Origin of the sequence: Labrenzia sp. PO1 (assembly GCF_012273635.1) — a bacterium.
Taxonomy (GTDB): domain Bacteria; phylum Pseudomonadota; class Alphaproteobacteria; order Rhizobiales; family Stappiaceae; genus Roseibium; species Roseibium algicola.
In genome coordinates, this window is the sequence record NZ_JAAXCR010000001.1 from 430,288 (window position 1) to 456,647 (window position 26,360).

At 58.8% G+C, this 26,360-nt stretch carries 24 protein-coding genes; 15 read left to right on the forward strand and 9 right to left on the reverse strand.

The genetic code is table 11. The annotated features are described in order from the left end of the window. Positions 1-54 precede the first annotated feature (54 nt). The 4 genes from HCG46_RS02085 (at position 55) to flaF (ending at position 4,168) form a co-directional block, all read left to right on the forward strand. Positions 55-1,551: a flagellin gene (locus HCG46_RS02085; RefSeq protein WP_023000695.1), complete on the forward strand. Its 1,497-nt coding sequence runs from the start codon at positions 55-57 to the stop codon at positions 1,549-1,551. A 289-nt stretch (positions 1,552-1,840) separates the two neighbouring features. Next, positions 1,841-3,334: a flagellin gene (locus HCG46_RS02090; protein ID WP_023000694.1), complete on the forward strand. Its 1,494-nt coding sequence runs from the start codon at positions 1,841-1,843 to the stop codon at positions 3,332-3,334. Between the two features lie 92 nt (positions 3,335-3,426). Then, positions 3,427-3,921, forward strand: coding sequence for a flagellar biosynthesis repressor FlbT (gene flbT, locus HCG46_RS02095; RefSeq protein WP_006932693.1), 495 nt, complete (start codon positions 3,427-3,429; stop codon positions 3,919-3,921). After that, entirely contained in the window at positions 3,851-4,168 is a 318-nt protein-coding gene (gene flaF / locus HCG46_RS02100; RefSeq protein ID WP_077292437.1) for a flagellar biosynthesis regulator FlaF, read from the forward strand. The genes flbT and flaF overlap by 71 nt, the downstream gene beginning before the upstream one ends. Positions 4,169-4,457: 289 nt before the next feature. Here flaF and HCG46_RS02105 read toward each other — a convergent pair whose 3' ends face one another. From HCG46_RS02105 to HCG46_RS02135, 7 genes are all read right to left on the reverse strand, one after another. After that, positions 4,458-6,029 carry a GMC family oxidoreductase gene (locus tag HCG46_RS02105; protein ID WP_023000692.1) on the reverse strand — a complete coding sequence of 524 codons (1,572 nt, stop codon included), beginning with the start codon at positions 6,027-6,029 and terminating at the stop codon, positions 4,458-4,460. A 17-nt stretch (positions 6,030-6,046) separates the two neighbouring features. Next, positions 6,047-6,571, reverse strand: a complete 525-nt coding sequence (locus HCG46_RS02110; protein WP_077292436.1) for a Twin-arginine translocation pathway signal — start codon at positions 6,569-6,571, stop codon at positions 6,047-6,049. 23 nt (positions 6,572-6,594) lie between these two features. After that, entirely contained in the window at positions 6,595-6,990 is a 396-nt protein-coding gene (locus tag HCG46_RS02115; RefSeq protein ID WP_031269183.1) for a VOC family protein, read from the reverse strand. A gap of 113 nt (positions 6,991-7,103) precedes the next feature. After that, on the reverse strand, positions 7,104-7,397 hold the full coding sequence (locus HCG46_RS02120; RefSeq protein WP_006932702.1) for a ribbon-helix-helix domain-containing protein: 294 nt from the start codon (positions 7,395-7,397) through the stop codon (positions 7,104-7,106). Between the two features lie 270 nt (positions 7,398-7,667). Beyond that, positions 7,668-9,203 carry a hypothetical protein gene (locus tag HCG46_RS02125; RefSeq protein WP_023000689.1) on the reverse strand — a complete coding sequence of 512 codons (1,536 nt, stop codon included), beginning with the start codon at positions 9,201-9,203 and terminating at the stop codon, positions 7,668-7,670. A gap of 13 nt (positions 9,204-9,216) precedes the next feature. Then, the gene (gene flgK / locus HCG46_RS02130; protein WP_168684393.1) at positions 9,217-11,070 is read right to left on the reverse strand and encodes a flagellar hook-associated protein FlgK; all 1,854 of its coding nucleotides are present in this window, start codon (positions 11,068-11,070) and stop codon (positions 9,217-9,219) included. Between the two features lie 73 nt (positions 11,071-11,143). After that, the gene (locus tag HCG46_RS02135; RefSeq protein WP_075284272.1) at positions 11,144-12,535 is read right to left on the reverse strand and encodes a flagellar hook-basal body complex protein; all 1,392 of its coding nucleotides are present in this window, start codon (positions 12,533-12,535) and stop codon (positions 11,144-11,146) included. Positions 12,536-12,845: 310 nt separating this feature from the next. Between HCG46_RS02135 and HCG46_RS02140 the strand changes: the two genes are divergently transcribed. The 11 genes from HCG46_RS02140 to HCG46_RS02190 all read left to right on the forward strand — a co-directional run bounded on the left by HCG46_RS02140 (position 12,846) and on the right by HCG46_RS02190 (position 24,862). Then, on the forward strand, positions 12,846-13,691 hold the full coding sequence (locus HCG46_RS02140) for a MoxR family ATPase (RefSeq protein ID WP_031269182.1): 846 nt from the start codon (positions 12,846-12,848) through the stop codon (positions 13,689-13,691). Positions 13,692-13,796: 105 nt separating this feature from the next. After that, positions 13,797-14,333 (forward strand): hypothetical protein, encoded by a 537-nt coding sequence (locus tag HCG46_RS02145; protein WP_209009282.1) that lies wholly within the window; start codon positions 13,797-13,799, stop codon positions 14,331-14,333. A 61-nt stretch (positions 14,334-14,394) separates the two neighbouring features. Next, entirely contained in the window at positions 14,395-14,919 is a 525-nt protein-coding gene (locus HCG46_RS02150) for a histidine phosphatase family protein (RefSeq protein ID WP_023000684.1), read from the forward strand. 46 nt (positions 14,920-14,965) lie between these two features. After that, positions 14,966-16,480, forward strand: a complete 1,515-nt coding sequence (locus HCG46_RS02155) for a YcjX family protein (protein ID WP_168684396.1) — start codon at positions 14,966-14,968, stop codon at positions 16,478-16,480. Continuing rightward, positions 16,477-17,523, forward strand: coding sequence for a TIGR01620 family protein (locus tag HCG46_RS02160; RefSeq protein ID WP_168684399.1), 1,047 nt, complete (start codon positions 16,477-16,479; stop codon positions 17,521-17,523). The genes HCG46_RS02155 and HCG46_RS02160 overlap by 4 nt, the downstream gene beginning before the upstream one ends. 183 nt (positions 17,524-17,706) lie before the next feature. Then, positions 17,707-19,887: an autotransporter outer membrane beta-barrel domain-containing protein gene (locus HCG46_RS02165; RefSeq protein WP_168684411.1), complete on the forward strand. Its 2,181-nt coding sequence runs from the start codon at positions 17,707-17,709 to the stop codon at positions 19,885-19,887. A gap of 141 nt (positions 19,888-20,028) precedes the next feature. Continuing rightward, positions 20,029-20,565, forward strand: coding sequence for a dTDP-4-dehydrorhamnose 3,5-epimerase family protein (locus HCG46_RS02170; protein ID WP_023000680.1), 537 nt, complete (start codon positions 20,029-20,031; stop codon positions 20,563-20,565). 47 nt (positions 20,566-20,612) lie between these two features. After that, positions 20,613-21,518, forward strand: coding sequence for a Gfo/Idh/MocA family oxidoreductase (locus HCG46_RS02175; RefSeq protein ID WP_168684413.1), 906 nt, complete (start codon positions 20,613-20,615; stop codon positions 21,516-21,518). Next, positions 21,515-22,486, forward strand: coding sequence for a glycosyltransferase family 2 protein (locus HCG46_RS02180; protein ID WP_168684415.1), 972 nt, complete (start codon positions 21,515-21,517; stop codon positions 22,484-22,486). Before HCG46_RS02175 ends, HCG46_RS02180 begins: the two co-directional genes overlap by 4 nt. A 39-nt stretch (positions 22,487-22,525) precedes the next feature. After that, on the forward strand, positions 22,526-23,701 hold the full coding sequence (locus HCG46_RS02185; protein ID WP_168684418.1) for a VWA domain-containing protein: 1,176 nt from the start codon (positions 22,526-22,528) through the stop codon (positions 23,699-23,701). Positions 23,702-23,734: 33 nt separating this feature from the next. Then, positions 23,735-24,862, forward strand: a complete 1,128-nt coding sequence (locus tag HCG46_RS02190; RefSeq protein WP_168684420.1) for a class I SAM-dependent methyltransferase — start codon at positions 23,735-23,737, stop codon at positions 24,860-24,862. 73 nt (positions 24,863-24,935) lie between these two features. Here HCG46_RS02190 and HCG46_RS02195 read toward each other — a convergent pair whose 3' ends face one another. Both HCG46_RS02195 and HCG46_RS02200 read right to left on the reverse strand, forming a co-directional pair. Then, on the reverse strand, positions 24,936-25,361 hold the full coding sequence (locus HCG46_RS02195; RefSeq protein ID WP_023000675.1) for a universal stress protein: 426 nt from the start codon (positions 25,359-25,361) through the stop codon (positions 24,936-24,938). Positions 25,362-25,430: 69 nt separating this feature from the next. Then, positions 25,431-26,219, reverse strand: a complete 789-nt coding sequence (locus HCG46_RS02200) for a helix-turn-helix transcriptional regulator (protein ID WP_023000674.1) — start codon at positions 26,217-26,219, stop codon at positions 25,431-25,433. Positions 26,220-26,360: the final 141 nt, after the last annotated feature.

Here is a 26,360-nt window from a genome sequence, read left to right on the forward strand (position 1 = left end):
CCCAACCTGCTCAGGAAGAGCAGTTGAAATTTGACCCAGGAAAGGGATAACCCGATGCGTGACATTACGCTGTCAGCCGCCGTGCGGCAAAACCTCCTCACACTCCAATCCACTGCAGACCTGATGTCGGGCGTCCAGAACAAGCTGGCAACCGGCATGAAGGTGAACTCCGCGCTGGACAATCCGAACAGCTTCTTCACGGCATCCGGACTGAACTCCCGCGCAGGCGATCTCAGCACCCTGCTGGACGATATGGGCCAGTCCCTGCAGACCATCAAAGCCGCGGACAAAGGCATTCAGACCATCACGGATCTGGTTGAAACCGCGAAGGCGAAAGCCAACCAGGCCCTGCAGACACAGAGCCAGTACGAGCGTAAGACCTACGCAGCACAGTACAACGCCCTGCTGGAACAGATCGAAGACGTCGCCAAGGACAGCTCGTACAAAGGTAAGAACCTGCTTGCAGGTGACGGCAACGACCTGACCACCATCTTCAACGAAGATGCGACCTCCAAGCTGACAATTGAAGCGGTCGACTACACCGACACCGCACTGTCCACCGGTCTGAACCTTTCCGACCTGGCAGAAGGCGAAGGTGCAACCTCTTCCCTGCAGCTGCAGGGCGGCAAGACCGTCATCACTCTGCAGGATGCAGGCGGTTCTGCTCTGAACACTTCCTCCACCCTGTCGGACTCCACTCTGATCTCCACGACCCAGAGCCTGTCCTTCGTCAACGACACTGCCACCAACCCGGCCGTGCTCTCCGGTGGCGTTTCCTCGACGGCTTCCGTTCAGGATCTGGTTGATGGCCTCAACGCCATTGCCGGTGTTCGTGCAGAATTCGACAACGGCACGGGCGAACTGACCATCTACTCCGATGAAGACTTCTACATCGGTGGTAACGGTTCTGCGACCACGAGCTTTGCAGGCACCCTCGTCGACGCAACCGCGTTCTCCTCGACCACGGATGCCCTGATCGACTCCGGTTCCTTTGCGGTTGGCGATACTCTGACGCTGACGGACGGTAACGGCTACGAGCTCGGCACCTTCGAAGTTGAAGCAGACAGCACCGTTGATGACCTGGAAAACTTCATCAACGACTTCAACGGCGTCTCGGCCAAGTTCGATGACGGCTCCGGTCGTATCACCATCACGTCGGAAACCGACCTGTCGCTGACCAGTGACAACACGGACTTCAACAGCTCCGGCTTTACCGCGGACACGGATGGCATCGTGATCGAAGCGATCTCCGACAGTGGGTTCGCAACGGATACGAACATCAACCGCGTCATAGACCGGTTGAACACCAGCCTGTCCAACCTGCGGTCCCAGGCTTCCGAATTCGGCACCAACCTCTCGACTGTTGAGATCCGGCAAGACTTCACGAAGACCTTGATCAATACTCTGCAGGAAGGTGCAGGTCTTTTGACCCTGGCCGACACCAACGAGGAAGGTGCAAACCTGCTGGCCCTTCAGACTCGTCAGCAGCTTGCTTCCACGTCTCTGTCCTTCGCCTCCCAGGCGGACCAGACCGTGCTATCCCTCTTCTAATTCAAAGAGAATCAGTCGGACGCACGACTCACAGACAAGCATCAGAAACGGCGGGCCACTGGTCCGCCGTTTTCGTTTACGCCGTGAATTACTGTCTGAACCCGAAATTTTTTATCATTGAGAATCAATATCTTAAAAGAAACCTTTTGGTAACTTTTATTTACGGGACGTTAATACGTGCATCAGTGATTAACTTTCCATTTAGATTTACGGCAAAGGTGCATGCTCGACTTGGATTACCCGCATGTTGCCTTTGGCGAGACCTGAATAGGGAAAGCGGTGAAGTCTGATGCCTGATATTGTTCTCTCCAGTGCTGTCCGGGACAATCTCCTGTCGCTGAAACAGACGGCGGATTTGCAGTCGATCACGCAAACGCGCCTGGCAACGGGCCTGAAGGTCAACACGGCGCTCGACAATCCGAACTCCTATTTCACGGCACAATCCCTGAACGACCGCGCGAGTGATCTGTCCAACCTCTTGGACAACATGGGCCAGGCGGTTCAGACGATCCGGGCAGCGGACAAGGGCATCACGTCGATCACCAAACTGGTGGAATCGGCCAAGGCCATCGCGAACCAGGCCCTGCAGACCTCCAGTGAATACGAACGCAAGCTGTTCACCAGCCAGTACAACGATCTGCTCGAGCAGATCGAGGATATGGCACGGGACTCCAGCTACAAGGGCAAGAACCTTCTTGCAGGTGCCGGCAACGAACTGGAAGTTATCTTCAACGAGGACAGCACCTCGAATCTGACCGTTAATCCGGTAGATTTTACAGACACTTCACTAGATGACGGCCTCAATCTGGATGACCTGGATGCCGGAGGCACCGGCACTTCGTCCTTCAACCTCTTCAGCGGCACCACCTCCATTTCCCTGTCAGGCCTGCAGGCGTCCTCGAATCTGACGGACCTCGCCGACTGGGCAACCGGCAACGTTGTCAGCATCACGGATTCCTCCGGCACCACCAACCTGACGGTCGGTACCGACATCACCACGGTGCAGGACTACGTGGACGCATTGAACGATCTGAACGGCGTTCACGCCACTTTTGACGAAGCCACGGACTCCATCACCATCACGTCCGGTCTCGACAACCCTCTCTATATTTCCAAGGACAACACCGGTGGTGGCGCAGCGACGGACGGTGGCGACACCGGCGGCACAACGACCACGATGACGGTGTCTCCTCTCAGTTCCACGGCAACGCTGGTCTCCTCCGGCGGCTTCCAGGCCGGCGACACGATCACGATCACCGACGGCAACGGCTTCGAACCGGCCTCTCTTGAGATCGACGAAGAAACCACGGTCAGCGATCTCGTGACCTTCATCAACAACGTAAAGGGCCTGGATGCCACCTTCTCGGGCGGCAGCATCAGCCTTATCGGCGAAGTCTCTTTCGACATTTCCAGCAGCAACAGCGACTTCAACCGAACGACGCTCGGATCGACGACAGGAATCGTGTCACTGACGGCAGCGCCGTCCGAATTCAAGTCGGATACGGATATCGATCGAACGCTTCAGGCCATCAACGCGGCGCTCGACGAGCTTCGCAATGCGGCCCGTTCGATGGGTACGGCTCTTTCGACTGTGGAAATCCGGACCGATTTCACCCAAAATCTGATCAACACGCTGGAGGTTGGCGCTGGCCACCTAACTATTGCGGACATGAACGAAGAAGGTGCTAACATGCTGGCGCTGCAAACCCGTCAGCAGCTTTCTTCGACTGCTCTGTCTCTGGCCAACCAGGCAGATCAGAGCGTCTTGAGCCTGTTCGGTTAACACCGGCGGCAGTTATCATTAAGGTATCGGGGGCAAATCGTTAACGATTTCGTTAACGTTTCACAGCGATACTTCTGCGTGGAGGTCACGGAATGGCGCTCAAGGTCGAGCTGAAACCGGGCGAGCGAATTATCATTGGGGAAAGCGTTATCACCAATGACAATCAACGCACTCGCCTCTTTATCGAAGGCCAGGCTCCCATTCTGCGAGAAAAGGATATTCTCACGCCGGCCACTGCGGATACACCAGCCAAACGGGTCTACCTGGCCGTTCAGCTGATGTATCTGTCAACTGACTTGGAGAAGATACAGGAGAGTTACTTCAGCCTCGTCAATGACATAGTGAAAGCCGCGCCGAGTACGATCCCTTTTGTCACCAGGATTAGTAACGCCATACTAACCGGCGCCTTTTATAAAGCACTGAAAGAAGCACGTAAGCTCATCGAGTACGAAGGGACGCTGATCAGTCATGTACAAACAGGCAGCGCAGGCTTACCAGAAAACAAGCCAGGTGGCGATGTCACCGAGGGAGCTGGAAGCGAATCTGCTGATGAAGGCCGCAGCCCGGCTTCAGTTGATCAAGGATGAATGGGCAAATTCCTCGCTTGCGGAAAAAGATGACGCCCTGGTGTACAATCGCAAGCTCTGGACAATTCTCGTGACGTCCGCGACCAGTCCTGAAAGCGAACTGCCTCAGGACATCAAGAACAACATCGCCTCGCTGGGCGTGTTCGTGTTCAAGCAGACCATGACAGTCATGACGACTGACGACGAAAACAAGCTCGATACCCTCATCAGCATCAATCGTTCGATTGCCGAGGGTCTGAGGTCCTGATCCCGGCGCGGCCGGTTCAAGAACAGCCTCGGAAAACACGATAGAAGATCAAGAAAGGCCGCCAGGGTAACCTCGGCGGCCTTTCTCTTGACTGCAACGTTCACCTGCCCTCCTCCGGCAGAAACGGAGGAAGCCTCCACCGGAGCTCAGCGGGTCCTCAAGCTGCGGGCAGGATTTGCAGCCATGAGATATTCAGCACCGGACCCGTGCGAGCCCGGCAATCCATTCAGAACCTCCGCGTTGGCCGGGCTTTGAAAGCCCAGCCTTCCGGAAGCCGGCCCTCACGGGACTACAGATTGCCGGCACTCATTTCCCGGGCGATATGATCGGCCTGACGGATGGCTAGTGCCACGATCGTCAGGGTCGGGTTTTCGGCAGCGCCCGTGGTGAACTGGGACCCGTCCGACACGAACAGATTGGCAATGTCGTGGGTTTGCCCCCAGCGGTTGACCACCCCGTCCCGCGGATTTTCCGACATCCGGTTGGTACCCAGATTGTGGGTAGACGGGTAAGGCGGCGTCGGGAAGGTCCGGGTCGCCCCGACGGCATCGTAGATGGCCATCCCCTGCTTGTAGGCATGATTGCGCATTGCGACGTCGTTGGGATGATCATCGAAATGGACGTTCGCCACCGGCAGGCCAAAGCTGTCCTTCACATCATGATTGAGCGTGACGCGGTTGGTTTCCTGGGGCATGTCCTCACCGACGATCCACATGCCCGCCATGTTCTCGTAACCGTCGAGCGCACTTGTGAATTCCCGGCCCCACGCCCCCGGATCAAGAAACGCCGCCATGAACGGCAGTCCAAGAGCCAGGGTTTCAAGTTCATATCCGCCGACAAAGCCGCGGGACGGGTCGTGACGGGCTTCGTCCTGAATGATCCCCGCCATCGTTGTTCCACGCCACATCTTCACCGGCTGGTCGAAAATGGCATAGACCGAGCCTGTGGTATGGCGCATGTAATTGCGACCGACCTGGCCGGAGCTGTTGGCAAGACCGTCCGGGAACATGGAAGACGCTGAATTCAGCAACAGCCTCGGGCTTTCGAAGGAATTGCCGGCAACGCAGACGACACGGGCTTTCTGAAGCTGCAGATTGCCGTCCTTGTCGAAATATTCGACCCCGGTCACCTTGCCTGCATCGTCGTGCAGGATTCGTGCAACATGGGCCTGGTCGCGAACTTCCAGATTTCCGGTTGCCTCGCCCCGCGGAATATCCGTGTAGGCGGCGGACCACTTCGCTCCCCATTTGCAGCCCTGAAAACAGAAACCGGTCTGCTGGCAGGCAATACGCTCGTCATAGTCGGCCGAGTTGATGGCCATCCGGCCTGTATGGACTTCCTTGTAGCCGAGCGCCTTGGCGCCCTTTTCGAACACAAGGTAGTTGTTGTTGCCCGGCAGTCCGGCCCGCCCCCCTGTGCGCGTCACGCCCAGCTTTGTTTCGGCAAGCGTGTACCAGGGGTCCATTTCCTCCGCATCCAGCGGCCAATCGAGCAGATTGGCTCCCTGGACGTTGCCGTAGGACGTTTTTGCCTTCCACTCATGTGGCTGGAAGCGGATCGACGCCCCGGCCCAGTGAACGGTGGTCCCCCCGACGGCCTTGACGATCCAGGCCGGCAGGCCGGAAAAGTCCTTTGCAACCCGCCAGTCGCCCGACGTGGTTCTGGGGTCGACCCAGGCAAGCTGCCCGAAGCTTTCCCACTCGTCGTTGACATAATCATCCGGAAGATAGCGTCCGCCCGCTTCCAGAGCCACGACACTTACGCCCTTCTGCGCCAGCTCGTTGGCAAGCACACCGCCACCGGCGCCCGTTCCGATCACGACAACAACCGTGTCGTCATTCAGGTCAAATGGTGCAGCCATGGTTTCCTCCCTAAGGCTCAAAGCCAGTTGATGTCGTTGAAGCCCCGGTCGATGTAGCCGCCCAGTTCGTAGGAAGCTCCCTCGTATCCAAACAGCGGCCAGACTGCTTTCTGATTGTAGAGACCCGTTACCAATCCGCCCCTGACCCTTTGAAAGAACGGGCTGTCCTCCATGGACCGCAGCAGGTCCGCCCTGTCACGTTCCCAGCCGATCGCAAGATAGGAAGTATGCCCTCTCCCCTGGGCTGCTCCGTTCAGGGCCTCGATACCGGCCTCGATATCCTCGGCGTGGTCGGGCGTGTCATATCCCTTGACGGCAATGACATAGTATTCGTCGCCGACATGGTCGTGCGGGTAGATGTCCCGCGCCATCTGCACCAGCGTCGCGAAACTGTCCGGCTTGAGTGCCGTCAGCTCCGTCGCCCAGGCGCCGTCCCTTGCTGCCAGAAACCCGGTCCCGGTGACGAAGGCAGCGCCTGCCGCCGTCGCCCGGGCCAGAAGCTGTCGTCTGGTCAGACCTCTCGGACTGTTTTCGGTTTTCATGCTCTCCTCCCGTTCAATTCAATTCATTCGTATCGACCGCCGCGCTGAAGCACCTCGATCTGATAGCCATCGGGATCCGCAACGAAGAAGAAGCGCGCTATGACGTCTCCCGCCGGTGCGAAATCGACCAGTTTTCTTGGATTGAGACCTGCTGCTTCGAAGCGTGCATGTTCGCTGTCGAGGTCATCGACACTGAACGCCAGATGCCCATAGCCATCGCCCAGGTCATAGGGTTCTGTCCGCCCCTTGTTGACGGTCAGCTCCAGCTCGAAGCCGGAGTCGCTGTTGCGCAGGTAGATCAGGGTAAAATCGGGAAAATCCAGACGATCCGCTACGGTCAGCCCGAATGCTTTTTCATAAAAGGAAAGAGACCTGTGCTCTTCCAGAACACGGATCATAGAATGTATTGCTTTCGCCACGCGTTACTCCGCTCTGCTTGTATTTGCATGACGGAAGCGTAGCGCGTGGCAACTATCGCCCGGGTAGTATGCTTATACTGCGAGCGGTAAAACTTGCGCTGCAGCGCAAAATGTCATTCAGCGGCAATCGAAGCCGCGTGCTGGTTCGACGAAATCTCGAGGAACTTCAGGCAGGCGCAACGCAACAGCGATGTGAAATTCTTCGGTTCACCGCGCAGTTCGATCACTTCTGAATGCAGCGTCGAGATGAAATGCGGTGTCGTCACCCCTTCCGACGCGGCAATCTGATCCAGAATTGCCCAGAAGGAATTTTCCAGTCGGATGCTCGTGCTCTGTCCGTTGAGCCGCAACCGCCGGGTCTGGCTGGCATAGCGTTCCGGATCCTGTCCGGCAAATACGTGACACATCGGCTCTCCCTCCCATGGTGTCGATCTTTACGCGGTATGCCGCGATCTGTTTTTTGAAAAGGGATAATGAAAAGAACGCGCCGTTGCCAAAGGCCCCGGCGGCAAACCGGTTGGAACTGGACACCAGAAGATATCCGTCGGGAAGAAAGGCAACCAGGAGAGTGTTTCCCCAAAGGGGGAATATTTCAAGGCCTTTCCCGGCCTTGACCGGCAGTCCAGGCAGCAGTAAGCGAAGACCGCCCGGGGAAAAGCCGGAAGTTCCGGGCGATCCTAGAGGTAATCGGACAGGGTCAGATTGAACACGATCGACGAGGCCCTGTAGGAAACCTCGATATTGGTCTGCAATTGCAGGATCTCGGCGGCGACCTGATCCTGGTCGATCCCCTCGATATCCGCGATCGTGCCTTCGTAGCTGCTCTTCATTTGCACGTGCCGGTCATCGGTCAGCGACACTGTCCGATGCGTGATGGCAATGTCCGTGGCAATATCGGTGATCCCGGACTGATCGACACCTGGCGGCTGCAAGGTCGTGCGCAGGTTGGTCGACAGGGTATTGTAATACTCTTCGTCGATCGTCGAGCCGCCCGAAAAATCCGCGGCAATGAAAGCCGCAAGCGACTGGACCAGTTCCTGCAGCGGTGTTTCATTGGCCCGAACGCCGTAGCTGACCGTGAGATTGCTGTCGATCACCGCGTTCTTGTCCGTGCGAGGATCGTCAGTGGCCGTGTTGCGGCCCGTATACCAGGCGACAGTCGTCGAGCCGCCACCGATCAGCGCGGTTGCGCTGTCGAAGGGAGGTCCGTCGACGCGCTGCGGCTCTTCCCCGCCGAACGTCCTGAAGAACTCTTCTGCCGCCCATTCGTCCGACACGGCGCGAAGGGTTGTCTGAGCCTGGTGCTCGATCTCCGCTTCCAGGGCATCGCGCAGGTTCTGCGCCGTTTCCTCAAGATCAGCGCCGATCGCGAAGGTTCCGTCTTCAGCCGTGCTGTTTGCTGCCGTCAGCTCGATGGAAATCGTCTCGCTGTGATCTGGCGGCAGGGAGAATTCCACCGTGATGGTCTCGCCAAGTTCCGGCTGACCGGTGAACTGAACGTCGAAGCTGTCCGGATCAGTGCCCGAAGGCCCGGTGATCGCGACGTTGGTCAGGGTCGAGGCAACCGATGCGATGTCGAAACCGAAATCATGTGCTCCATCTTCGGCAATGGTGAAGGTGGAATCCGTCGGCACGGGGCCGGCGTAGTTGGTTGTCAGCGCGGAGGTCGATGTGCGGCCATTGTTGCCGGCACCCAGATTTGCCTGGGAATACTCGCTCATGACGGTTTTCAGCCCGTCCCGGCCGTTCGCCCCTTCCAGAATGGCATCGATCTTTGCAACCGGGTCCTGAACGGCATCCGTGCCGCCAAAGACGTAAAATCCGGCGACTTCCGTGTTCAGGATGTTGAGCGCTTCGTTCAACAGCAGTTTGGCGCGGGACTGGGTCTGCGTCTGCCCGTCGTCCTGCAGCACGAAATCGTTGGTATCGAGCGCGGATTTCGCATCCTGCCGGATATCCTCCAGACGTTCCAGCGACATGGTCGAGGTCTGCAGGTGCAAGTTGGCGATGGTAATTGTGTCCTGGTAGCTCTCGATCATGCTGACTTTCTGGGTCAGCTGAATGTCCAGAAGCCGGCGGTCGCCTACTTCGCCGTATGTGGTACCGACCTTGCCTCTGGCGAGCTGGGTTGTCTTGCTTGCCAGCAGATCGTTGAGCTCGCCGAGCTGGCGGGTCAGGTAAGTCCGGGAGGTGGTGATATTCGAAACTGCCATAACGCACCCAACCTTAAACGATGTTCAGGAGCTCTTCGAAGAGATCCTTGATGGTCTGCATGACGCGGGCATTGGCCGCATAGGCGTTTTCCAGCTGAACCATGAAGGCCAGTTCGGCGTCGAGATCGACCGAGTAGCTCTGCTCGTAACGAATGGCGAGGTTCATGGTCAGCGCTTCCTTGGAATCCGCATATGTGGCTGCGTCTTCCGCCTGGTTGCCCTGAAACGCGACGGTCTGGTTGACAAAGCCCAGCAGCGTTCCCTGGAACGGTGTCGACGCGCTGCCGATACCCGAGCCCGGGTCATAGTGTTTCGTGCCGACGCTGAGGGCATCCGACAGGAACTGCGCACGCGCAGGATCGTTGGTCGTATTCGGTGTCGGCGTGGTCTGATAGTTCACCAGAAGCGCGCTATCGGCCAGAAGATCCGGATTAACGCTGATTCCGGAGGCATAACCGAGCCGCTGGCCGCCGCCTTCAAGCGCATCGGTGAAGAGGTCCGTTCCAGCCCGCTGGTCAACGAAGATCGCAAGTCCCAGCCCCTGATCGGAATTCGCCGTCACGGTGACATTCGCACTCAGGCTTTCAACGCTGGTCGGCGCCGTGTTGTCGCCCAGAACCCGAAGGTTGTCCGACCCGTCATTGCTGACAAGAAGACCGGTGCCGGCAAGCGCTGCGGTGATGTTGGTGATATAGGTTGCCGGAACACCGCTGGAAATGTCGATACCGAAGACCGTGTCGCCCGGATTTGCCGTAGCGGAGTTGTCCAGCGGCAGCAGGGCGGGATCGTCCACGGCCACGAGAGTGACTGTCTGCGGATTGCCGCTGCTGTCGGTGTAATCCAGCGTGATCGTGTTGCCCGGCTGAAGCGCGGACACATCGAGATCGAAACCGCTGTCCAGACCGACGGTTGCAGCTGTGCTTTCAACATTCACATTGGAAAAGGCAAGTGACAGTTCGGCAGCAATCGTGTCGAGCTGTGTCTGCGCCTCGACCAGGATATCATCGCGCAGTTCAGCAGTTGCCTGCATCGAACCTGATTTCGACGACGCGATGAGATCGAACTGGGTGCCGCCTGGCGTTCTCACCATCACCGAGTTGCCTGTCTGGCCCGGCTGCAGCAGATGCGTGGCATCGAAGGTCAGCGTCGATGCCTGGCCGTCTGCGTAAAGCTGGTCGCCGCTGGCGGTGCGGATGGATATTGAATTGTTGTCGTTCTTGGTGACGTCGATATCGATATAACCGGACAACTGCTCAATCAGCCGGTCGCGCTCGTCCTCCATGTCGGCGGTCGAAACACCGGACTGCGTCGCGTTCTGGATCGCCTCGTCAATGTCTTCGATGCTTGAGAGCAGGCCGTTCACGCTATCTGTCTGGGAAGCAAGTGCGTTGTCCGCTTCCTGGCGCAGGTCCGCAATCTGCTCATAGGATGAGTTGATTTCGCGCGCAAAAGCTTCGGCGGCCGACACCACATCCTTTTGAACGGCATAGTTGCCCGGATCGTTTACCAGGCCGGCAAGTGCTGCAGAAAGATTGCCTGCGAGGGAAGATAACGAACTCTTGTCGTCGATCGTGCCGAAAATATCGTCCAGACGGTCGGTAAAATCCGCAATCTGCCGGGAGTAGCTGGTGTCGGCGAGAGAGTTGAAATAGTCGGACTGGATCTGCTCGTTGACAATCCGGCGCACTTCCGTCGCATTCATTCCGGCGACGTTGCCGTTGCCGTCGAAGTAGACATTCGCCGAAATTATTTTTTTCGAATAGCCGGCCGTATCCGCGTTCGCAATGTTGGACGCGGTGACGTCCAGCTGACGCTGATTGTAGGTGATTCCGAAAACCGCGGTATTCAGGGCACTTGTAAGACCCATGGCGGCTTCTCCTTCCTTATACGCGACCAGGCCAGGTGGCCGGCGGGTCAGTGCCCCGCCGGCCTAGGCGGTGTTACCGGACCATATTCAGGGCATCGTCGAGCATTTCGTCTGCTGAGGTGACGATCCGCGAGTTTGCCGAATAGGCCTGCTGGGTGATGATCAGTTTGGAAAACTCGTCCGCGATATCGGCATTGGAGAGTTCCAGCTTCTTGGCCAGGATCTGCCCGCCTCCGGAAAGATCCGCGTCTCCCGATCCGGCCGTTGCCGCAAACGCGGCACCGTCAACGCGCTGCAGGTCCTGCTCGGCCTCGAACGTCGCAAGCGGGATCTGGTAAACCGGACGCTGCTGGTTGTTGGAATAGCTGGCAATGACGCGGCCGGAAGCGTCTACAGCCACCCCGATCAGCTCACCTGCAGGATAGCCATCCGGATCCAGCGACACGGAGCTGGCCCTGCCGTCCTTGTCGGAATACTGGGTCAGGGAGCCGTCGGCAAACGAGAACTCGACGTCCGTTGCCGTCGTGCCGCCGATGGTCAGCGAGGAGATTGTAAAGCCGTCGCCCGTACCGTTCACTGCGGAACCGGCCATGGCACCGGCGGTCAGGGTCGTCATCTCGCCGGTATCGTCGAATTGGACGGTACCAACATCATACCAGGCATCGGTCGCATCGCCGCCAGTACCGATATACATCGACCAGGCGTCCTCAACGATGGGCGGGCCAGCATCGTAGTTCGCGGTCTTGGCATAACGGATTTCGACGTTCATCGCCGTACCGTTCTGATTATAGATCGTTGTGGATCCGCCGGAAATGGAGCTGTTCAGGAAGTCGGTTTCATCTGCAACGGCAACGTTACCGGCACCGACCGAAGCGTTCAGGAGGGCAGTGGTTTCATCCGTGCCATCATAGTCGGTAGTCGCGGGAACCCGTGGCAGGTTGGCCTGGTAGTCCACAGTCGTGGTTGCGGATGCCGCCAGCGGCTGGTTCTCGATCTGGATGACGGCCGGGTTGTCGCCGATCGCATTTCCGGTGTTCGGGTCCAGCGGGAAGCCCTGCAGATAATAGCCGGAGCTGTTGATCAGATAACCTTCCTTGTCGCGCTCGAAGTCACCGGCGCGGGTGTAGTAGGTCTCATCTGCGAAGGTGGTCGAGCCATCGACCACGTCGGACGCCTTGGTCACGACGAAATAGCCAGCGCCGTTGATGGCCATGTAGGTATCGACGTCGACCGACGTGATATCACCCTGCACGGTGTTGGTGGCGCGGGATGTGGCGAAGGTGGTTCCGGAAACCTGCTGGGCCTGCTTGGCCCCACCCCCGGAAACCAGATCCGAAAAGGTCGTGTCGAGCCGTTTGTAACCGGTCGTCTGCGAGTTTGCGACGTTACCGGAAATATTCTCCAGAGCCGTAGCCTGCGCAGCCAGTCCGGAGACAGCCGAGTTGATAGCCCCATAAATACCCATTTGCGGTCCTCTTTATAGATCGGGCACTGCGACGCGGGCTTACGCCCATAATCGGCCTTCCTCCGCAAAGGCCGTGCCAGTTTGACGAGGACATAATTTATCGTTTTGTTTCATAAGCTTAGGAAATTTTCCTTTTCCAGAAGCGGAAAAAAGAACCCGGCAGGTCACGACCCGACAGGCAAAAACTTCCGCTCTGGCCGGTGGCAGATGTTCAAAATTGCCGTGCGCCGGCACTCCTGCCTTTTACGGGCTTGCACAGCCGCGCGCGGCCTGCCACCTTGCGGCCAACCTAGGAAAAACGGACGGCCAAATGCGCTTTGAAGGAACTGAAAGCTATATTGCCACGGAAGACCTGAGGGTCGCGGTCAACGCCGCAGTCGCCCTGGAGAGGCCGTTGCTGATCAAGGGTGAACCCGGCACCGGCAAGACCGTGCTCGCCGAACAGGTTGCGGTCGCCCTGAAAGCCCCGCTGATCGAATGGCATGTCAAATCCACCACCAAGGCTCAGCAGGGCCTTTATGAATATGACGCCGTATCGCGCTTGCGCGACAGCCAGCTCGGTGACGAGCGCGTCAAGGACATCAACAACTACATCCGGAAGGGCAAGCTCTGGGAAGCATTCGACGCTGAAGAGCGGCCGGTTCTGCTGATTGACGAAGTCGACAAGGCCGATATCGAGTTTCCGAACGATCTTCTCCTGGAACTCGACCGCATGGAGTTTCACGTCTACGAGACCGGTGAAACCGTCCGTGCAAAGCAGCGCCCGGTGGTCATCATCACATCAAACAACGAGAAGGACCTGCCCGACGCCTTCCTGCGCCGGTGCTTCTTCCATTTCATCAAGTTCCCCGATGCCGATACCATGTCGGAAATCGTTGAAGTGCATTTTCCCGGCATCAAGCAACGGCTCCTGTCGGAGGCACTGCGCCTCTTCTATGACGTACGCGACGTCCCCGGACTGAAGAAGAAGCCCTCGACCTCGGAGCTGATCGACTGGATCAAGCTGCTGCTGAACGAAGACATCGATCCTGAAACCCTTCGTCAACAAGATAGCTCCAAACTGATACCGCCGCTGCATGGCGCGCTGTTGAAGAACGAACAGGACGTGCACCTGTTCGAACGCCTGGCATTCATGGCGCGGCGGGAACGGTCCTGAAGACCCGGGCCTGCCTCAACGTGAAAGCTGGTCGAGGCTGAGCGCCCGGGCGGCGGACCGGGCAAAACGCGATCTTCGGGTCGGGGTGACAAGGAGACTGACTTGGTGAAACAGGCCACCGCTTTTCTGGTGCTGGCGATGCTCACGCTGCCGATGGCAGCGAGCGGGCCTGTTCTTGCACAAGTGCCTCCCGAAAAGGACGCAGGCTGGCAAAGCGATGTCGGCGGATTGCGCCATTTCACCGGCCTGCGCTGCCCCGACATGATCGGCGATTACTACCGCATCAAGGTGATGGAGGGTGATGCCGTCAGCCAGGCGGGATGCATCTACACCGGCCGCGACGGCATTACCGCTGTCCTGCGCAAGCACCTGCAGGGCACTGGCCGCCGCGAAGCGCTGACATTTTCCCGCAATTACAAGGCAGCCGGATTCGAACCGATCAAGCTGACGGGCGCTGCCGCCTCCGGCATCTCGTTCCGGACCCGCAACTGGACGCCGACAAGCCTGTGCGAAACGATGTGGTACTTTTCCGGTGCCACATCGGACTATACATTGTGGCTGTCCTACACGCTGCCGACTCAGGAAGTGGAGATCGGACCGGCGGTAACCGCCTTCACCATGGCGCTTGCCAACCAGAACTGACCGGCAGTCCGGCTTTTGACCCGCCGGCACACTTTCCACTTTCAAGGAACCAGGAAAGACAATGCGGCTCCTTTTGTTCAGACACGCCAAATCAGACTGGGGCGACGCGAACCTGGCCGACATCGACCGGCCTCTGAACAGCCGCGGCAAGACCGCCTCCGTCAAGATGGCCCGTTACATGAAGGAACAGGGCCTGCAGCCCAACCAGATCCTGTGCTCTACTGCACAGAGGACCCGGGAAACCCTGGCCCGCCTTCTGCCTACCCTCACACAGGAAACACAGATCCACCTGGTGTCCGACCTCTACCAGCAAAGCGAAGACGACTATGTCGGGCTGATCCGCCGATATGGTGGCCGGGCCCAGAACCTCATGGTCATTGGCCATAACCCGGCAACCGAGGATACGGCGTTGAGCCTCAGCGGCACGGCATCCAGCGACGCGATTGCAGACATTCAGGAAAAGTTTCCGACTGGCGCTCTTGCCGTGATCGATTTCGACATTGCCGACTGGTCAGAGCTGCAGCCGAAGACCGGCCATCTGGAACGTTTCGTCAAACCACGGGACCTGAAGGAAGACCTCGACTAGAGCATCAGCCGAGTCCCGGATTGTACTTGTTCCCGCCTGCGCCTACATGAACGCGCTGGAGGCCCTTGTGAACCCATTGACGACACTTGCAGAAGAAACCCGGCTGACACTGGCCAATCTTGCCGATGCGGCAACCGATCTGGCAGTGCCGAGCGTCCGGCTGGGCGTGACCGGACTTGCGCGCGCAGGCAAGACCGTCTTTCTGACCGCGCTGGTGCACAACCTCGTTCATGGTGGCCGCCTGCCGCTCTTCAGCGCCGCTTCCGGGCACAGAATGACCGGCGCAAGGCTTCAGCCGCAACCTGACGACGCCGTGCCGCGCTTCGACTATGAAGCGCACGTGCGTGCCCTGGTGAGTGAGCGTATCTGGCCGGAATCGACCCGTCAGGTCTCCGAGCTGCGCCTGACCATCGACTATGAGAGCGCCTCCTACTTCCACCGCAAGCTTGGTCCCGGCCGGCTTCATCTCGACCTGATCGACTATCCCGGCGAGTGGTTGCTGGATCTGCCGCTTCTCGGCAAGGACTATGCCACCTTCTCCGCCGAGGCAATGCGGCGCGCCCGGGCGGAAAACCGGGCGGAGATCGCCGCGCCGTTTCTGAAGATCCTGGCCGCCACGGATGCGAACGCAGAAGAAAGCGAACCGGCGGCACAAGAGCTGGCGACAAATTTCAAAACCTATCTGGCTGCCTGCAGAGCCGACGCCCACGCCCTGTCCATGCTTCCCCCGGGACGCTTCCTGATGCCCGGGGATCTCGACGGCTCCCCGGCACTGACCTTCGCGCCGCTGGACATTCCGGCAGACGCAGCCCCGGCAAGGACAGGCACATTGCGGGCGATGATGGAGCGGCGATACGAGGCCTACAAGACCCACGTTGTGCGTCCGTTCTTCCGCAATCACTTCGCGCGCCTCGACCGCCAGATCGTGCTGGTCGATGTCCTTCATGCCCTGAACGCAGGGCCGCACGCGATTGCCGATCTGGAAACCGCCCTCACCGAAGTTCTCGGAGCTTTCCGTCCGGGCAAACGCAGCTGGCTGTCCTCCATCCTGTCGCGACGAATCGACCGCATCCTGTTCGCGGCGACCAAGGCAGACCACCTGCACAGGTCGGATCACGACCGACTGGAGCTGATCCTGAAGAGACTGGTTGCCCGAGCAGAAGAGAAGGCAACATTCAAGGGTGCGGAGGTCGAAGTGCTGGCCATGGCCGCAGTCCGTGCGACGCGTGAGGCGACGGTCAAACATCGCGGCGAAGCTCTGCCTGCGATCCTTGGAACACCGTTGCCGGGCGAACGGCTGAACGGTGACACCTACGACGGAAAAACCGAAATCGCCATGTTTCCCGGTGACTTGCCGGACGACCCTGAATCACTTTTTGGACAAGCTGACTCAGTTTCTGAAGCACTTCGAGCAAGCTTTCAAACCGCTCAGGCAGACCTTCAGTTCCTGAGGTTCCGGCCGCCGGAACTCGACAAGACCGCAGAAGGCCTGACTTTGTCTCTGCCGCATATCCGGCTTGACCGCGCCCTGGAATTCCTGATCGGAGATCGCCTGGCATGACCGGTTCCCAGCCCCCGTCCAATCGCAAACCGACCGCCTTCCGTCTCGATGATTCCAAGGTGCGGATGACCGATGACGAAACAAGGATGCCCTCGGCCGGCGAAGCCCTGGTCACCCAGGCCTTCATTGACGACGAGGAACCTCGCCTTCCCCGCGCCGCCAGCACTCCCAGATCCGGATTTCGGTTCGGCAAGTGGCTGATGATCGGCCTGTCCGGCCTCGTCTCGCTGGCAGTCGGCCTTGCGGTCGACAGCCTGATACGGGATCTCTTTGCCCGGACCGACTGGCTGGGATGGCTGGGTGTGGCTCTTGCCGTTCTTGCGGCGCTTGGCCTGCTCGGCCTGGTCATTCGCGAGATCGCGGGCCTCATGCGCCTTGGCCAACTAGACCACCTGCGAGACCGGCTGCAGAGCGCCGCCGAAGCAGATGACGCGAAGGCGGCATCAGTCGGCCTGAAGGAACTGCTCACACTCTACAAGGACCGTCCCGAGACGGCCCAGGGCCGCAAGGCGCTGGCGGGGCATATGCGGGAAGTCATCGACGGCCGGGATCTGGTGAAACTGGCCGAACGCGATCTTCTCAGCCCGCTCGACCTGGAAGCCCGGCGCATCGTGATGAACAGTGCAAAACGCGTTTCCATCGTCACGGCCGTCAGCCCACGGGCACTGGTCGATCTGCTGGCGGTCCTGTTCGAGAACCTGCGCACGATCCGGCGCCTGTCCGCACTTTACGGTGGGAGACCCGGCACACTTGGCTTTCTGCGCCTCGCAAAACACGTCATGGCACACCTGGCAGTGACCGGCGGCATGGCAGCAGGCGACAGCCTTGCCTCGCAGGTGCTGGGTCACGGTCTGGCGGCTCGACTTTCCGCCCGCCTGGGCGAAGGCGTGGTCAATGGACTGCTCACGGCCCGCATCGGCATTGCAGCAATTGCAGTCTGCAGGCCGGCACCGTTCGTGGCCGGCACTGGACCGACCATCTCGGACTTCATGGGTGAGCTTGTCTCGTTTGCCAAAAAAGAAGACCCGGCCGACAAGTCTTAAAGTTTAGATTTCAAATAATACACGGCATGGTTACACGCGCAACGTAACCAAATCGATTGCTATTTCTACCAATGACACATAAACGTTTCATTCATTAAGGTTTCTGCGGACGAGCAGTGGCGTCTTCCTCGGAATACAACAATAATAGCCAGGTGAGACGTTAACTTGTGTAGCGACAGGCCGTTGCCAATCAAGACGAAATCCGCCCTTCAGCATCGCCGCCAACTCAAGGCTTTTCTGCTTTGCAGTTGCGCCCTGGTTTTGCTTGGTCCGGAAAAAGGCCTTGCCGGTGACATTACCATCGGCTCGGGCACCACGGTCACCACAACACAGACACTGACGGACGTTGGCGACACCGGAACAGTCGAGAGCGGCGGCACCATCGAGGTTACCGATCAGGATGGCCTCGTTCTGGACAACGACGACCAGACAGCAACCAACAACGGCACCATCCGCGTCACCAAGACAACCATTGGCACACCTAATTTTGCCGGTATTGGGTCGAACGAAGACGACGCCACCGTTCACAACAACGGGTCCATAACCACTACCGGCAGCCGTGCCTTCGGCATTGCCGGTGACGGGGACGACTTCACGGTCACCAACTCGGGTACCATCACCACAACGGGCAAGGAATCCGATGCAATCTTGTCGCTTGGTGCGGACACGGACATCACCAACTCCGGCACGATTTCCACCACTGGTGAAGCTGCCTATGGCATCAATGCCGAGGGCGACCGTCCGACCGTCTTGAACTCAGGCACGATCACCACGACAGGTGACGACGCCTATGCGATCGACACCGATGAAGACGACGCGAAGATAACCAACACCGGAACGATTACAACGACTGGCGAGGACGCGGACGGCTTTGACAGCGACGGCGACGATGTCATCCTGATCAATACCGGTGTGATGACCATGTCCGGTACGCTGGCAGACGGCATCGACAATGATGGTGACCGCGCCGCTATCACCAACTCGGGCACGATTACTGTTTCTGGGGAAGACGCCAACCCGATCGAATCCAATGGCGACGATGTCACCATTTCCAACAGCGGCACGCTACGTAACACTGGCACGATTTCCGGAGATCATGACGATGTCGGACATGGCATTGCCGTTGACGGCGACAATGTCACGATCACCAACTCCGGCGAGATCTACAGCAGCAACGGGTCCTCGATCTATGTCGATGGTTCTGATGCAACCGTTACCCTGAACAATGGCACCATACTTCAGGGTGTTCTGACCTTTACCGATCCGACCACCGCAACCCTGAACTACGCGGCCGGGCAAACGGCGATCCTGACCTTCAGCGGCATCCCGGGAACGCTGACGACGGCAGGCCTCACTTCAGCGACCAACGGCAACACGATCACCATCCTCAATCCAGACGATTTCCGGCTGGACACGGTTGCCCAGACCTTCAACACCATGACACGCGCTGTCACCGGCAGCCTTGAACAGCAGATGGACCTCAATCGACTGGGCGGCACGTCTTTCGTCGCAACCAACGGTCCGGCTCCGGAAGAGCAAAACGCCACCGCTCTTTGGGTCACGCCTCTCGGCGGTGTTCTTTCCAGGCAAGGCAGCGACGGGTTCGACCATACATTCGGCGGCATCACTGCCGGGGCTGAGAAGACATTCGCCGAAGGGCTTGCCGCCGGTGTTGCCGGTGGTTTTACCATCGGCAGGACGACCAGCGACGGCGACATTCACTCGGCCTCCAGCTACAGCATCCACGCCGGTGGCTATCTCAGCCGCTCCTGGCAGGCGACCTTTGCTCAATTCAGCCTTCTCGGCGGCTACCTGAAGAGCGATGAAGACGTCACCGTCCTCAACAACATGGTTGTCGGTGGCCTGCAGGACCTTTCCATCGACTACGACTATGTCTACGTCACGCCCTCCGCGCGTCTCGGCCATGCCTTCGCCCTGAGTGAGGGTACGCTGACACCCAGCGCTCGTGTGCGCTACTCGGGTCTCTGGCAAACGGGCGACGCCGATGAAAGCGCCACCGGCCTTTCGGTTTCCGGCCGGTCGCTGCACGTTCTGGAACTGCGCGCGCAGGCGACCTACGATCATGCCCCCATCGTCCAGAATGGCGGCACGCTCTATCTCAGTGCGAACGCGGGTATCGACGGCATCTTCACGCTAAACGACAGTGTCGACGGCACCCTGCAGGGAGCTGCCTTGAACCTGTCCGTCGACGACGACGATGCGGTCCTCCGAGGTTTTGCGGCAGCCGATGCCGTGTGGCAGGTCAATGACGGCACGAAATTTCTCGCCGGAATAGAAGGCGGTTACGACAGCGCCGATACACTTTCCGCATCGGTTCGCCTGGGCGCCAAGATCAGTTTCTGAGGACTTGGGAAAGCCCCCTTCCCTCAAACGCTGTTCCGATGCCGGCCTCCACATCGTCGTGAAACCTGTTAGTCTGTCCCTGGGTCCGGATGGGCCGCGAAGCTTGCGCGAGAAAAACGGTCGTTGGGGTCAGGCAATTCGATGAAAACCGAAGAAACGTCAATTGAAGGCGTGATTGTCCATGACCTGGTTTCGCACATCGATGATCGCGGCAGTTTCACCGAAATCTACCGGGAGACCTGGCTCACCGGTTTCAAGTCGATCCAGTGGAACATCGTCACCTCGAAAGAAGACACATTGCGCGGTGTTCACGTGCACAAGGATCACTACGATTATCTGATGGTCCTGTCCGGAAAGATGCTACTTGGTCTGCATGACATACGCCGCGACAGCCCAACCATTGGAACATCGCAGTTTCTCGATCTTTCAGCGGAAAACAGACGAGCTGTTTCAATCCCACCGGGGGTTTGCCACGGGTTTTATTTTCCGCAAGCCGCGACGCATCTTTATTCCGTTTCCACCTACTTTGACCCGACGGACGAATTGGGCTGCAAGTTCGATTGTCCGGAACTGAACCTGTCTTGGCCAACGAAGGACCCTGTCCTTTCCGATAGAGACAGAACAGCCGACAACTATTCGCAGATGCTTGATAAATTCTATGCGGACGCCAATGCCTGATTACGCAGTCACCTGCAATTTCACATCGCCGGCTGTTGGACACAGCCATGACTGATATCGGTCTGGTTGGCTTTGGCCGGTGGGGAAAGCTCATCTTTCGCGATCTGCGCAGCTTGCGTGTAAACGTACACGTGGCGGTGCCCGGTTCGGACAGCCAGCACGCCGCCCGGGAGGTCGGAGCCGCTTCGGTGTGCGATAGCGCCGCCAAGCTTCCTGACTGCGCGGGATATGTCGTTGCGCCACCAACGGTGCTTCACGCAACCTGCATCGACGCTCTTGCACCGCGGAACCGGCCGATCTTCTGCGAGAAACCGGTCACCAACGACGCACAGGCAGCGCAAAGACTTGCCGATACGCTGCAGGAACGTCTCTTCGTCATGGACAAGTGGCGCTATCATCCCGGCATTTTGAAACTTGCGGAACTGGCAAAATCCGGAGCTCTGGGCCAGATCGAAGCGGTGCGCACCTATCGGCTCGGCTGGGGCAATCCTCACAAGGATGTCGACAGCCTCTGGATCCTGATGCCGCATGATCTTTCGATCGCGCTCGAAATCCTGGGAACATTGCCCAAGGCTCATTCGGCGATCGCCCAGATCCCGGGCCTGGGTGGTGAGGACCTGATTGCCCGTCTTCAAAACGATGGGGAACCGCTCACCGTCACCATGGAGATCTCTTCCCTCCATCCGGCCCCAAAACGCTCCGCCGTCGTAATCGGCAGCAAGGCGGTGGCCCAACTGGCCTCATCCTATGACGATCGCATTCTCCTTGCCCCGAGAGATCAAGGCCAGAAGCCTCAGCAAATCGAGGTTGGCACGAAAATGCCTCTTCTGGCCGAACTGGAAGCATTCGTCGCGCACCTGGAAGGGGGGCCTGCTCCAAAGTCCTCGGCTGCAGAAGGCGCATTGATCGTGAGGCGCATTGCCGAACTCAGAGCGCTCGCAGGATTGCCGTGACCCATCCGCGCTTCACCGTCCTGCTGCCGGTCAACAGACCTCCCGCGCTTCTGCCTTTCGCCGTCGAAAGTGTTCTGGGCCAGTCCCTGCAAGATTTCGAACTGTTCATCGTATGTGACGGCGCCCCCCAAGAGACCGTGCAGGAAGCGGAGACGCTGGCAGGGCGTGACGAGAGGATCCGTGTTTTTTCCTTCCCCAAGGGAGAACGGCACGGCGAAGCTCATCGGGACACGGCTCTCAAGCAGGCAAACGGCAAATTTGTTGCCCAGATCGGCGATGACGACATCTGGTTTCCCGAACATCTGTCGGAACTGGGCCGCCTGCTCCAAACCTGCGACTTCGGTAATCTGCTTCAGGCTGAAATTCTGCCTGACGGGGCGTTCAAGGTTCATATCGGAGATCTGTCGGACGCGGACACGCGCCGCAAGATGCTGGAGACGCGTTGGAACTTCTTCGGCCCGTCGACGGTTGGCTATTCCCTTGAGGCCTATCGGTCTCTGGATGTCGGCTGGAGCCCGGCACCACCTGACTTCTGGACCGACCTCTTCATGTGGCGGAAGTTCCTGGCACGCCCGGACTTCACCTTTGCAACACGGCCCACGGTTCAATGCATCAAGCCTTCCGCCGTGCACCGTCAGGACATGTCGCTTGCCGAGAGGCAGGGTGAAATGATGGCGCTGATGCAAAGGTTTGCCGATCCGGCGGAAAGGCAGGATTTCCAGACCAGTTGCAATGAAATGCTGATCAGCCACCTCAGGTCCGAAAGCCGGCAGTATGCGGACAACGCGGCCCGGCAGACGCAAACGGTTTCCGCCCAGCAGGGGAAGATCCGAGAATTGCAGGCCGAACTCGACCTGCAGAAACGCCGTTACGACGCAATCCTCGCCTCGTCTTCCTGGAAGATGACGGCGCCCTTTCGCAAAAGTGGCAAGCTGCTTCGCAAACTCCTGTCGAAGCGACCTTTTTGACCCCTCGACAGGCAACTGCCGGGAACTTACCTTTCGCACATGTTCATTACCTTCTTCACCGAACTGAAATCGGCCGGCATCCCGGTCTCGCTCCGCGAATATCTGACGCTGATGGAAGCGTTGGATAAGGATCTGGCGGAAAAGAGCGTCGAGGATTTCTACTATCTCGCCCGGCTCACGCTGGTGAAGGACGAGAGCAACCTGGACAAGTTCGACCGCGTCTTCGGCCACGTCTTCAAGGGGCTCGACCTCATGAGCGAGGTTGCCACCACCGAAATACCGGAGGAATGGCTGCGCCGCCTGGCGGAAAAGCATCTCAGTGAAGAGGAAAAGGCCCAGATCGAGGCACTCGGCGGCTTTGAAAAGCTGATGGAAACCCTGCGCGAACGCCTCAAGGAGCAGCAAAAGCGCCACCAGGGCGGCAACAAATGGATCGGGACGGCAGGCACGTCGCCGTTCGGTGCCTATGGCTACAATCCGGAAGGTGTGCGCATCGGCCAGCACGAAAGCCGGCACCGTCGTGCGGTGAAGGTCTGGGACAAGCGCGAATTCAAGGATCTCGACGACACCCAGTTGCTAGGCACCCGCAACATCCAGGTCGCCCTGAAGCGACTGCGCAACTTCGCACGAACGGGTGCTGCTGAAGAACTGGACCTCGACGACACCATCCGCGCAACAGCCCACAAGGGCCTTCTGGACATCAAGATGCGGCCGGAACGCCACAACGCGGTCAAGGTGTTGTTGTTTTTCGATATCGGCGGGTCGATGGACGATCATATCCGGGTCTGTGAGGAGCTGTTTTCAGCCGCACGTTCCGAATTCAAGGTGATGGAACACTTCTACTTCCACAACTGCCTTTACGAGTATGTCTGGAAGGAAAACCACCGCCGCCACACAGAGCGCATGCCGACGATGGACGTGCTGCACAAGTACCCAGCCGACTACAAGATCATCTTTGTCGGCGATGCGTCCATGAGCCCCTACGAGATTGCCTATCCCGGTGGCTCGGTTGAGCACTGGAACGAGGAAGCCGGAGCCGATTGGATGCAGCGGATCACCGGGCTTTACAAGAGCGCGGTCTGGCTGAACCCGGTTCGGCAGGAACACTGGCACTACACGCATTCCATCCAGATGTTGAACGAACTCATGGAAGGCCGCATGTTTCCCATGACCGTCGAAGGTCTGACGGACGCCATGAAGGAACTGGCCAGGTAGATTTTCCGCACAAAAGGCGCAGAAAGGGAACACATGGAACCGCCCCCAAAACCCGATCACCCTTTCGCGCAACCTGTTTCCCACGCAACCACGACCGGCATGTCAGGCGGGGGATTTTACAACGCCAACTCGGCTGCCCAATGGTCTGCCATCGAAAAGATATTGCCACTCGTTGAAGAGGCGATTGCGAGCCTGCCGATTGAGGGTAGCGGTCCCGTTGGCATTGCCGACTACGGCTGCTCGGAAGGCCGCAATTCTGTTGCCGTCATGAAACACGCCCTCCCGGCATTGCTTGCACGCACCGAACGGCCGATCCAGACCATCCATTCAGACCTTCCCACAAACGACTTTTCTGAACTTTTCCGCAGCCTCAGACCGGATGGCGGCTCGGTCTTCGGGTCTGAGAGGGTTTACTCGGCCGCGATCGGTGGCTCGATGTACGATCAGCTCTGCCCGTCGCAGAGCTTGCACCTTGCCACCACCTTCAACGCCATCGGCTTTCTCTCCTGCCGCCCTGTCGACACGTTGCCCGGCTATATCCTGCCCAACGGCCCAAGTGTGGCACGGGCAAACGGTTATGTTTCCGAAGAAGACCGGCATGCCTTTGCCGAACAGGCGAAGAACGATATCGCCCGCTTCCTTACCGTCCGTGCAAGGGAACTGGTTCCAGGTGGCAAGCTGCTGGTTCAGGTGTTTGGCTCCAAGGGCCCGGCTCGAACCTGTGATGGCCTTTATGATCTTTTGAACGACGCGGTTCTGGACTTCGTCGAGGCCGGAGACATCAGCAGGGACGTCTACGACCGCTATTACCAGCCGGTGTACATGCGGGACCTGCAAGAACTTGCAGACCCGGTCACCAACGATACGTATGGAGCTGCCGGACTTTTTTCACTCGACCGGTCAATGGAGTACGAAATTGCGGTCCCGTTCGTCGACCGCTTCAAGCAGGACGGCGATCTTGACCGCTATGCCCGCGACTATGTCAATTTCTTCCGCGCCTTCACCGAAGCGGTGTTGCGCGCCGCCCTGCCTGAAAGCCCATCACGGAAGGATCTGATCAACCGGATCTTTGCAAGGGCCGAAGACCGCCTGAAGGCTGACACCAGCCTCTACCCCTTCCGTTATGCAGCCGTCGCCATGCTGCTGACGCGCAATGGCTGACGGCTGGGGTTCACGAGCCGATCGACCTTTCTAGGCCCGGCAGCATCGAACGGCCTGATCGCTGCTTGTCGCTCTAGCTGCGCAGCACCATGACCGAGCACGGTGCGTGGCGGACAATGTGGGCGGCATTCGAGCCGATGAAGTAGGTCGACAGGCCGGGCTTGTGCGATGTCATCAGCACCAGGTCACAATTCGCCTTTTCGGCTTCCTCGATCACTTCATGATACACCGACCCCATACGCACGGTCACATCGACAGTGCCTTCGGGAACGTCCAGATCAGATGCGATCTTGTCGAGGATTTTCGCGGTTTCCTCGAATTCCCGCTTTTGCCAGCCTTCCGGAAGCTGACTCGCCACGAAGCTTTGAACTTCCGGGCAAACCGCCATCAGGTGGATCTTGGAGCCATAGTCGCGGGCAAACTGCGAGGCTTTGGCAAGCGCCTCCGTGGCAAAGCCGCTTTCGGCCGGGTCAACGGGAACGAGGATTTTCTTGAACATGTCTTGTCTCCCCAAAAAATCAGGTCGACTTTTTGTGCGCCCGGAAGACATGCACCGCCATGACAAGGATCAATCGGCTTCGACACCGTCAAAGTATCGGCCGGGTGTCACGCCGAAGGCCTTCTTGAAGGTTGAGACGAAGGCACTCGGCCCCTCGTAACCGAGCTTGTGGGAGACGTCGGAAACGCTTCGCCCGGACGCCAGCAACTCCAGAGCCCGGAACAGTTTCACCTGGCGGCACCAGGTACGGTAGCTGAGCCCCGTCTCCGCTTTTATGCGCCGCTCGAAAGAACGCACGGAAGTCGCACACCGGTCCGCAGCCTCGCTGAGCGAGGGAATATGTGCCGGACAGCGGACGACGCCTTCGCACAGGTCGCGCAGCCGGGCATCCTGCGGCATCGGCAGCTGCAGTGGGGCAACCGGCAGCATCTTCAACTGATCCAGGATTACCGCAGCGATCCGTGCCGCCGGCCCCTTGTCCGTCTCGGAGCGCGGATAGGACATGAACTCGAGAATGAGTGCCCTGAGCAGGGTCGTCACCTGCATCACCTGCGGTGTTTGCGGCAGATCCCTCGTGTAATCATACTGGACATAGATGTAACGCAGCTCCGTGTCGGTCAGATACCGGGTCTGGTGGCTGACCCTGGGCGGCAACCAGACCGCCCGCTCGGGTGGCACGAAATAGGTGCCCATCTCCGTGTCGATGGCAATCGATCCCCTGATCACATGGAAGAGCTGCGCTGCATCATGCGAATGCCAGCCATTGTTCCGGCCCTGCAACTGGGTCCGCGCGTATCCGATAATCGGCGCGGCGACAGCCTCTTTCGGAAACTCGGCAAGTTCGGGATGAATGCTCATGCGCCGGATCGTATACCTTCACCCCGATATTGCACAGAGGGCCAATAGCACCGGAGGCCCCGGCAACGCAGCACAATCGCGGCAACTATGCCCAGTTCCTGCCGGCAACGTGAAAGGCTTTCCTCGCGCCAAGCCATGATC

Bases quoted from the DNA above. Each gene is read 5' to 3' on its own strand.
- HCG46_RS02170 (WP_023000680.1), top strand. From the start codon at position 20,029: ATGAAAACCGAAGAAACGTCAATTGAAGGCGTGATTGTCCATGACCTG.
- HCG46_RS02160 (WP_168684399.1), top strand. From the start codon at position 16,477: ATGACCGGTTCCCAGCCCCCGTCCAATCGCAAACCGACCGCCTTCCGT.
- HCG46_RS02185 (WP_168684418.1), top strand. From the start codon at position 22,526: ATGTTCATTACCTTCTTCACCGAACTGAAATCGGCCGGCATCCCGGTC.
- HCG46_RS02135 (WP_075284272.1), bottom strand. From the start codon at position 12,535: ATGGGTATTTATGGGGCTATCAACTCGGCTGTCTCCGGACTGGCTGCG.
- HCG46_RS02200 (WP_023000674.1), bottom strand. From the start codon at position 26,219: ATGAGCATTCATCCCGAACTTGCCGAGTTTCCGAAAGAGGCTGTCGCC.
- HCG46_RS02190 (WP_168684420.1), top strand. From the start codon at position 23,735: ATGGAACCGCCCCCAAAACCCGATCACCCTTTCGCGCAACCTGTTTCC.
- HCG46_RS02175 (WP_168684413.1), top strand. From the start codon at position 20,613: ATGACTGATATCGGTCTGGTTGGCTTTGGCCGGTGGGGAAAGCTCATC.
- HCG46_RS02155 (WP_168684396.1), top strand. From the start codon at position 14,966: ATGAACGCGCTGGAGGCCCTTGTGAACCCATTGACGACACTTGCAGAA.
- flbT (WP_006932693.1), top strand. From the start codon at position 3,427: ATGGCGCTCAAGGTCGAGCTGAAACCGGGCGAGCGAATTATCATTGGG.
- HCG46_RS02110 (WP_077292436.1), bottom strand. From the start codon at position 6,571: ATGAAAACCGAAAACAGTCCGAGAGGTCTGACCAGACGACAGCTTCTG.
- HCG46_RS02125 (WP_023000689.1), bottom strand. From the start codon at position 9,203: ATGGCAGTTTCGAATATCACCACCTCCCGGACTTACCTGACCCGCCAG.
- flaF (WP_077292437.1), top strand. From the start codon at position 3,851: ATGTCACCGAGGGAGCTGGAAGCGAATCTGCTGATGAAGGCCGCAGCC.
- HCG46_RS02150 (WP_023000684.1), top strand. From the start codon at position 14,395: ATGCGGCTCCTTTTGTTCAGACACGCCAAATCAGACTGGGGCGACGCG.
- HCG46_RS02090 (WP_023000694.1), top strand. From the start codon at position 1,841: ATGCCTGATATTGTTCTCTCCAGTGCTGTCCGGGACAATCTCCTGTCG.
- HCG46_RS02195 (WP_023000675.1), bottom strand. From the start codon at position 25,361: ATGTTCAAGAAAATCCTCGTTCCCGTTGACCCGGCCGAAAGCGGCTTT.
- HCG46_RS02140 (WP_031269182.1), top strand. From the start codon at position 12,846: ATGCGCTTTGAAGGAACTGAAAGCTATATTGCCACGGAAGACCTGAGG.
- HCG46_RS02085 (WP_023000695.1), top strand. From the start codon at position 55: ATGCGTGACATTACGCTGTCAGCCGCCGTGCGGCAAAACCTCCTCACA.
- flgK (WP_168684393.1), bottom strand. From the start codon at position 11,070: ATGGGTCTTACAAGTGCCCTGAATACCGCGGTTTTCGGAATCACCTAC.
- HCG46_RS02120 (WP_006932702.1), bottom strand. From the start codon at position 7,397: ATGTGTCACGTATTTGCCGGACAGGATCCGGAACGCTATGCCAGCCAG.
- HCG46_RS02105 (WP_023000692.1), bottom strand. From the start codon at position 6,029: ATGGCTGCACCATTTGACCTGAATGACGACACGGTTGTTGTCGTGATC.